The 5305-nt window shown below is 56.6% G+C and carries 6 protein-coding genes; 5 read left to right on the top strand and 1 reads right to left on the bottom strand.

Going from position 1 to position 5305, the window contains the following annotated elements; translation table 11 throughout:
* Positions 1-255: 255 nt before the first annotated feature.
* Positions 256-393: a hypothetical protein gene (locus tag AADA04_RS15405; RefSeq protein ID WP_340694168.1), complete on the bottom strand. Its 138-nt coding sequence runs from the start codon at positions 391-393 to the stop codon at positions 256-258.
* Between the two features lie 155 nt (positions 394-548).
* Between AADA04_RS15405 and AADA04_RS15400 the strand changes: the two genes are divergently transcribed.
* The 5 genes from AADA04_RS15400 to AADA04_RS15380 all read left to right on the top strand — a co-directional run bounded on the left by AADA04_RS15400 (position 549) and on the right by AADA04_RS15380 (position 4841).
* Positions 549-1337: a hypothetical protein gene (locus tag AADA04_RS15400; protein ID WP_340694167.1), complete on the top strand. Its 789-nt coding sequence runs from the start codon at positions 549-551 to the stop codon at positions 1335-1337.
* 205 nt (positions 1338-1542) lie between these two features.
* Positions 1543-2244 (top strand): hypothetical protein, encoded by a 702-nt coding sequence (locus AADA04_RS15395; protein WP_340694166.1) that lies wholly within the window; start codon positions 1543-1545, stop codon positions 2242-2244.
* Positions 2245-2518: 274 nt separating this feature from the next.
* Complete coding sequence (locus AADA04_RS15390) at positions 2519-3313, top strand: hypothetical protein (protein WP_340694165.1); 795 nt, start codon at positions 2519-2521, stop codon at positions 3311-3313.
* Positions 3310-4080, top strand: a complete 771-nt coding sequence (locus AADA04_RS15385) for a hypothetical protein (RefSeq protein ID WP_340694164.1) — start codon at positions 3310-3312, stop codon at positions 4078-4080. The genes AADA04_RS15390 and AADA04_RS15385 overlap by 4 nt, the downstream gene beginning before the upstream one ends.
* Complete coding sequence (locus tag AADA04_RS15380) at positions 4077-4841, top strand: DUF6090 family protein (RefSeq protein ID WP_340694163.1); 765 nt, start codon at positions 4077-4079, stop codon at positions 4839-4841. Before AADA04_RS15385 ends, AADA04_RS15380 begins: the two co-directional genes overlap by 4 nt.
* The last annotated feature ends 464 nt before the right edge of the window (positions 4842-5305 follow it).

Below are 5305 nucleotides of genomic sequence, written 5' to 3'. Positions count from 1 at the left end.
GATGGGTGTTCTGCGGGGGTGGCATGGGTCAGGTGTCGGGTAAATTGAATCCGTATTCCCGGCGAAAGCCGGGACCTCTTGCGGCACGTCCGGACAGGATGGCCTGAGGCCCCGGCATGCGCCGGGGACACGGGGTATGTGTTTCGGGTTTGAGAGCGCGTTTCAGCCGGCCCGAGACAGGTGCACGGAAAATGCCCGAAGGATGCCCGGAGAGGTCGTCCGAGAGCTGGATAATAACGACCCGTCCGTTCCACATCACACCCCAGAGCCCGATCCGCCTGCAGCACGGAACCATGCCTTCAGGCGCTGGATGCGCCAGAAGATCAGCGACCAGATGGGCAGCAGGTACCAGGGCAGACCCGGCATGGGCGTGAGGAGAGAGAAGGCTGGCATCGCGGCAGTATACGCCGGGTGCGGGAGGGGGTGGACAAGTTGGGGCGTGTGCCCCCAAACCGAATGGCTCATTTTGACCAAATTGGATGTAACGCTTTGCCAAACCGGCCGCTTTGTTCCATGTTTTCGCTAGGGGCTATTTGGGGGGACGAGATTTGCTTCTTCGGCGCATGATGACGCATATCGAAGACCAGAACTGGTTTGCCGTCTGGTTGGATCTCCTGATCGTCGTACTTGGCGTATTCCTTGGTATCCAGCTGGGCAATTGGAACGATGACAGGATCCTGAAAGCAAGCGCGATCCAGTCGCGCCAGGATCTCGTGGAAGATATTCTCCGCGACATCGCGACTTTTAGTGTAAGGCAGGAATTTTACACCGATGTCCTGGGTTCCGCGCTCAGTGTCGAAAGCAAACTGGCAACGCTCCCGGAAGACATGCCTGAAGCACAGTGGCCGTTCATCATGAATGTGCAGGAGGCCGGTTTCATGTGGCCTCTGGAGCCGTCAGGCCTTGTCTACAAGGAGCTCAAGAATGAGGGCGCTCTGGGTTTGGTCGCGGATCCCGCGCTGCAAAAGGACCTGCGCGACTATTACGAGGACGCCTCAGCCGAGCTTGGCGTGACGATCCGGTTCCAGTCCGACTTCCGCCAGAATTCAAGGCGGCTCATCGACGGGCCCATACATGTCCACATCGCTGAAAAGTGCGATGCGTTTGCGGCCGCCGAACCCAGCACGCCGCTGGCCTACACGTCCCAATTCTTCGCAGAGTGCGCCACACCGGAAGACCTTTCCAGCATTTCGAAAACCTATCAGCGCATTCTCGGTGCCCCCAAGCTGGCTGATGATCTCAGGCTGCGAATAAGCGAGATTTCCCAGACGCTGGGGTTTCTGTCGTCCCTTGAAACCCAGGCAACGGAACTGGTCGCGGAGTTGGACGCCCAATGATCCTGCGCCCTTCACCACCGCCCTGCGCAAGCAGGACTGGTTCACCGTGGTTATCGGGGGCGATGGGGGTGGATAAGTTGGGGCGTGTGCCTCTCACGCCGGACGCAGCCTGTGGGTCAGGAAGCAGAACGTTTTGCCTTGTTGGACTGCCATTCTCCATTCAGTGTGTGTCAGCATTCTGATGGGGACCAGGGGGAGCAAGGATATGCTATTAAGCCGCGTGACGAAGCATGTGAAAGACCAGAACTGGTTCGCCGTGGTGCTGGATTTTTGTATCGTGGTCGCTGGTATTCTGATCGCGTTTCAGATCAATGCCTGGGCGGACCGACAGGCTGTCCAGAAATCTACCAAGGCGTCACTCACGATGTTGCTGTCTGATCTTACGCTGGATATCGAACGGCTGGATTTAGTCACTGAGGCGCAAAGCATGCGGATTGACGCGCTCCAACGTGTCATCGAAAGGCTCAAGGATCCTAATCCCAACTACGATGAAGTCGCCGAGGATTTTAACCTCGCCATAGAAAACACCAGAACGCTTCTCGTGCGGGATACCGTCTACGACACCATGGAGAAAGAGGGACAACTGGTCGTTCTTCCCCCAGAGCTTCGGCGCAAAATCAGCATGACTTATGGATACGATTTTCCTGCCTTGGCGACAGCGGGCCTGCAGATGGATGAAAACGCGGATGAAGTCGAATCGCGGTGTGTCGATGCATATTGGGATAGGGAGCTGCGCGTGCCGATCAGCGAAACAAGCGAAGACCTGGCGCGATTGCGAAATTGCATCACGAATTTGCGGGGTTATTCAATGTGGTATTTAAGTTCAAGCGAAGGTCAGTATCGTCAGAACGCCGAGGCTTTGAAGACTGCGCTTGAAATTGAACTAGTGATGAAACGCGACCTTTAGCGGAACTCGAATAGTGCTCCCACGCTCCCTGAAAAGCCAATTGAAGCATTAGAACTGGAAGAGTAGCTGCTTATGCCGGTTCAGACGCCGAAAGGAGGCGTCCACCTGTCTGTCCCCAATGACCGCTCGTGGCCCTTAGTCGCCAGTCGCCATTTCGGTTGCGAATGACTGGTTTACATCCATTGCGCGCCAAAACGGACATGGGACCCTTTCGCAATTGTAAATTGTCCCTGCGCTGCTAACCCTATGGGATTGAATGTCGGGGGACAGGCGCATGCTGCTGCGGCGAATGACACAACACGTGAAAGAGCAAAACTGGTTCGCGGTGGGGCTGGATTTCCTGATCGTGGTGATGGGTGTCGGGTTCGCCATGATGGGACAACAAGCCCTGAGCGATCGTCAAGCCCGATCTGACTATGACCGCGCATTGGTAGATTTGAGAAGCGGTATCTATCATGCCTATAATACATCTAAAGAGCGTCTGGCGCTCGTCGAATGCCGCCAGGCGCGCTACCGTGAGCTCGGCACGCAGTTGATGCAGACCGACACGCCTTGGCCCGGCATGCCCCGTGAATACGAACTCGGCGGAATTGAAACGGTTTTTCCGCGCGTGACGAGGTCGCCTCAGCGCCTATGGACATCAGCCCTTTGGGACGCTGAGTTGGCCAAGGGGACATTCGATCTGATGGACGACTACAAACGCGATATGCTCGCGGATACGTTCGCATCAGGTGCCCTGATTGAACAAAAATTTCAGTTCGATGTATCGGATATGGAGGCTAACCTTCAGGCGTTGGCCTATCCCCTTGATCTGAGCCTGAGCGACAGGCTTCGTTATTATGACCTGCTGACGCGCGCCGACGCGGCGAGCGCCACGATGGAACTGGTTGCCGTCCAATACATCAGAAACTTTGAGGAAACCGGATTTTTGACACCGCTCAACACCGCTGAGGCCACTGAACGTCGCGAAGACTTGGCGCAGGGAAATACAAGCTTATTGGCCGTGTACGGCGATTGCTTCGAGCCGATTGTTTACCCGAGTCTCGAGCGTGTTGAGACAGTCGAATGATCCTCCGCCGCCTCTCAAATGCCTTCCGCAAGCAGGACTGGTTCACCGTTGTCGTGGAAACGCTGATCGTCGTGCTCGGCGTGTTTCTCGGCCTGCAGGTGAACAACTGGAACGCCGACCGCACGGCACGATCCGCCGAGAGCGCGACACTTATTCGGCTGCATGAGGATTTCGAGGAAAGCATCGCTGGCCAGACCCGCGACATCCACTTCCTAGAACAGCAACTTTCAGATCAAGCCCTGATCCTCACATCGCTCGACGCGTGCGCCGTCGGGCCGGAGGATGATATGACGTTCCAGCGTGGCATCGCAACGCTCGGCTGGATAAATCCGCCGCGTCTTTACCGCCGGACAATTGACGAAATCACTGCATCGGGCAGCACCGATATTATCAGCAACCCCAAAGTCGCCGAAGAACTTGCACGCATTATCGCACTTGTTGAGTGGCGCGCCACCTGGTTCGATCGAACCATAATGGTGATGGACGACTATCGGCAAAAGGTGGACCCCCACATTCGCTACCAGATGGATCGCACGATTGAAAACCCGTTCGTTGCAAAACAGCGGGGCGGCGTGGACTACAATATTGACCTATTGTGCAAAGACACCGGGCTTGCGAACGCCATTTCGGCTGTGAGCTACGCGACGGCCGAACGCCTTGAGGCGTATCGCCCGATGCTGGACGCCTATGTAGCCTTCTCACCCGTTGTCGCCGCTGAACTGAACAGCCGATGGGGCATCAAAGTATCGCAAGAGGCCGCCGAATGATCCTCCGCCGCCTCTCAAATGCTTTCCGCAAGCAGGACTGGTTCACCGTTGTCGTGGAAACGCTGATCGTCGTGCTCGGCGTGTTCATTGGTTTGCAGGTCAATAACTGGAACGAAGCGCGCACCGAACAGGCTCGGGTCGTCAGCTATCTCGATCGGCTGGCCAGCGATCTACGCAGCGATGTCACCATGTACGAGAGGAACTTTGCTTTCAAGACCAGGGCTGTGGCGGAAGGGCGCCTTGCGCTCGCCTATACACAACAGCCAAACCGCGACGCGCCGCCATTCGAGATTGTGCGTTCATTCATGCTGGCAAGTCATGCCCTGACGCTTCCGGTCGCCGACGCGACCTATTCAGAAATGATCAGCACCGGTGATATCCGACTTCTGCGTGATCCGGAGCTGCAGCAAGGGCTTGCGAGCTATTATAGCAACGTCGACCTGAACGACATTGTCGAGGAATTCCCCGAATACCGGCAAACGGTGAGGGGGATTATCCCACTCGACGTGCAAGATTACATCAATGCGGCCTGCTATCGCTCCGACCGACTTAGACAGGAATTCCTCCCCTGCAAAGCCAGCGTTGATCTGCTGGACCTCGAACAGACGGCCGATTTGCTGCGGTCTGACGAGGCGCTTGCCCGGGAACTTCGGTATTGGTTATCGAATGGGGGCCTCGCACTGACCATTCTCGGCGACCAAAGACGGGGCTCGATCGAGCTTTTGCGGGTGGTCGAGATTACCGCGCAGGCCGCCCGATGATCGTGCGTCGTCTTACTGTCATCACCCCCGGCATCGAATAGCACCTCAACTGGTGGCTAAAACCGTGAGAAGTGGGAGGGCTTGGACAAGAAGCCAGCCGCGCCCAGCTTGGGTGTGACCGGCTCCTTTTGGCGAGTTCCAGCCGGATGGCCCAGGTTTCTCGACCGGGCGTTCTTGGCCCTTAGTCGCCAGTCGCTATTTCGGTTGCGAACGACTGGTTGACATCCATTGCGCGTCAAAACGAACTTGGGACCCTTTCGCAATTGTAAATTGGCCCCGCGCTGCTAACCCTATGGGATTGGATATCGGGGGGACAGGCGCATGCTGCTGCGGCGAATGGCACAACATGTGAAAGACCAGAACTGGTTCGCAGTGGCGCTTGATTTCGTCATCGTGGTTTTTGGTGTCTTCATCGGTATCCAACTAGGCAACTGGAATGAAGCGCGAGCCAATCAGGCGCGATC

The sequence above is a fragment of the Hyphomonas sp. genome (genome assembly GCF_037969335.1).
In the GTDB taxonomy this organism is placed as follows: domain Bacteria; phylum Pseudomonadota; class Alphaproteobacteria; order Caulobacterales; family Hyphomonadaceae; genus Hyphomonas.
This window is presented reverse-complemented; position numbering and strand designations above follow the sequence as displayed.

Excerpts from the sequence above, each read along its gene's own strand:
- AADA04_RS15395 (WP_340694166.1), top strand. The coding sequence starts at position 1,543 with ATGCTATTAAGCCGCGTGACGAAGCATGTGAAAGACCAGAACTGGTTC.
- AADA04_RS15380 (WP_340694163.1), top strand. The coding sequence starts at position 4,077 with ATGATCCTCCGCCGCCTCTCAAATGCTTTCCGCAAGCAGGACTGGTTC.
- AADA04_RS15385 (WP_340694164.1), top strand. The coding sequence starts at position 3,310 with ATGATCCTCCGCCGCCTCTCAAATGCCTTCCGCAAGCAGGACTGGTTC.
- AADA04_RS15390 (WP_340694165.1), top strand. The coding sequence starts at position 2,519 with ATGCTGCTGCGGCGAATGACACAACACGTGAAAGAGCAAAACTGGTTC.
- AADA04_RS15405 (WP_340694168.1), bottom strand. The coding sequence starts at position 393 with ATGCCAGCCTTCTCTCTCCTCACGCCCATGCCGGGTCTGCCCTGGTAC.